General features: G+C 39.9%; 2 protein-coding genes. Both read left to right on the top strand.

The window, feature by feature from the left end; genetic code table 11:
- The first annotated feature begins 57 nt into the window (after positions 1 to 57).
- Positions 58 to 516, top strand: coding sequence for a hypothetical protein (locus QT990_RS35610; protein ID WP_333466400.1), 459 nt, complete (start codon positions 58 to 60; stop codon positions 514 to 516).
- Between the two features lie 165 nt (positions 517 to 681).
- Positions 682 to 2,541: a GAF domain-containing protein gene (locus QT990_RS35605; protein WP_333147264.1), complete on the top strand. Its 1,860-nt coding sequence runs from the start codon at positions 682 to 684 to the stop codon at positions 2,539 to 2,541.
- Positions 2,542 to 2,581 lie beyond the last annotated feature (40 nt).

The following is a 2,581-nucleotide window of genomic DNA, read 5'->3' as shown; positions in this document are numbered from 1 at the left end:
ATTATGAAATGGAACCGAAAAATAAAAAATAAAGGTAACTTAGTTAATGCAGTTTAGATGTTTGACAGCTTATCAATTGTCAATGAAGAATCAAACTTAGCGACGGCTGCTCATTTGTGGGAGGCAATGCAAGCGGGTTTGATTCTGCCGCTGTCTGAAAATTACAAAATTCCTCTACTCTTTGCCCAGGAAGAGTTGGCATCTATACGCGATATCAAAGTTGACTACAAATTTTTGCACGATCGAGTGCAGCAAGCAGCTTATTCTTTGATTCCAGAATCGGAAAAAAAAGCCACTCACCTGAAAATTGGTCAACTGTTGCTGAATAATACAACAGAGCAAGAGCGAAAAGATAATATTTTTGCTCTGGTTAACCAACTGAATTTTGGCACAGATTTGCTAACTAATCAGTCAGAAAAAGATGAGTTGGCTGAATTAAACCTGATCGCCGGACAGAAAGCAAAGGCCGCGACTGCATATGAAGCCGCTGTTAATTATTTGAATGTAGGTATATAACTGCTGAGTCAAGATAGCTGGGAAAGTAGATACGATCTGACATTTAATTTTTATCTGGAAGCGGCCGAAGCTGAATATCTCAATGCCAATTTAGAACGAGCGGGAATTTTATGCGATCGGTCTCTCCAAAAAGCCAAAACAATCCTCGAACAAGTCAACTTATATGTGCTGAAAATTAGGCTTAACCTCGCTAAAAACCAGATTCAATCTGCGTTAGATAATGGGCTGCAAGTTCTAGAAATGCTGGGAGTGACCCTATCCCAATCACCCCCCCAAGAGTTAAATATCGAGGAGTTAGCGAACTTGCCAGAAATGACCGATCCCTACAAGCGGGCGGCTATGGAGCTTTTAGTTTTCCTATTCCCACCTGCTTGTTTTGCAGAAAGCCCGCTAGCGATGCCAATTCTGTATACTATGATCGAACTTTCTCGTCATCATGGGAATTCGCCACAGTGTACTTTTGCGTACTCGATTTACGGAGCAATGGTGTGTTGGCTAATACCAGATATAGATTTGGCCTATCAACTCGGTCAACTTTCTTTGCAGGTATTAGAGCGGTTAGATGCCCAAGAGTTTCGTTCTAAAATATTGCTTAATGTTTCGATCTGTATTAACCACCTTAAAAAGCATACTAGAGAAACTATAGAACCTCTGCGTCAAGCAATTAATAGCGGCTTAGAATTTGGAGATATAGAATATGCTTGTCATGCTGCTGATTACTACTGCGCTCATCTGTTTTTTAATGGCGAGCATCTAGACTACGTGCAAGAACAACAAAAACACTATATTGATTTTGCCGATAACTTGTCCCAAGAACACCAGTTATATTTACTCAAAATTCTCGGTCAATTGGTAGAAAATTTAAGGGGGATGACAGATAATAAACTGCTTTTGATTGGCAGCATATTAAATGAGGAAGAAGCTATCACTTATTTAAGAGAAGTAAAAAATTTTATGTGCTTATTCAGGGTTTATTATGCGAAAACTGTAGTTTGCTATTTATTTAAGCAGTATGAAGAAGCTCTAGAATTTGCTAGAGAAGGGTTGAAATATTCAATTTACATTCAATCAAATATTAGCTTTATTGAACAGAGCTTTTACTATTGTCTGATTCTTTTAGCCCATTTTGAAGCAGTTTCAGGAGAGGAAGAAAAGAAACAAGAATACCTGAGCCAAGTCGAAGAAACTCAGAAAACTATAAAAAATTGGGCGTTCCATTGCCCAATGAATTACCAGCATAAGTATGACTTAGTAGAGGCAGAAAAAGCCCGCGTATTGGGGCAATTTTTCACAGCAATGGAATATTACGACCGGGCGATAGATGGAGCCAAGGAAAATGGATACGTCCAGCACGAAGCCCTCGCCAATGAACTAGCAGCAGAATTTTATTTAGCATTAGGTCGTCAGAAAGTAGCGCGTACCTACCTGATTGACGCTTACTATGCTTATATTCGCTGGGGAGCGCAGGCAAAAGTTAAAGATTTAGAAGAGCGCCATGCTGAATTACTCGCACCAGTCGTCGGTAGGAAAAACAGCCTGACGAGTGGAGGAGACGAAATGATTGTTCAGACCAGAAATACTGTCACTTCTACCAATTTAGGTGCTGCACAAGCTCTGGATTTATCAACAATTATCAAAGCCTCCCAAGTGCTCTCAGGAAAAGTTCATCTGGATGAATTGCTCTCGAATTTGATGCTAGTCTTGCTGGAAAACGCGGGAGCAGAAAAATTTTATTTCCTCATACCTGACCCAGCAGGTGAGTGGAAAATTGAAGCTCAATGTACGGGAGAACGATGTCAAATAATCTCCAAGTCAGCGATTGAAAGTCAAGAGATTCCTATCTCGCTGGTTAATTATGTAGAACGCACGCAAGAAACTCTTGCGATCGATGATGCAACCACTGAAACTAGGTTTGCCTCTGACCCGTATATTATTCAGCAGCGACCTAAATCTATTTTGTGTAGCCCCCTGATTAATCAAGGTAAGTTGGTAAGCTGTTCAGCATCTAAAACGCATATTGCATAGTATAATATGATGATATTTATAAAAAGTCAATGCCTACTAA

The organism is Microcoleus sp. T3_B1 (assembly GCF_036700445.1).
Taxonomy (GTDB): Bacteria; Cyanobacteriota; Cyanobacteriia; order Cyanobacteriales; family Microcoleaceae; genus Microcoleus.
The sequence above is the reverse complement of the archived record's forward strand: the minus strand, read 5'-3'. Positions and strand labels throughout refer to the sequence as shown.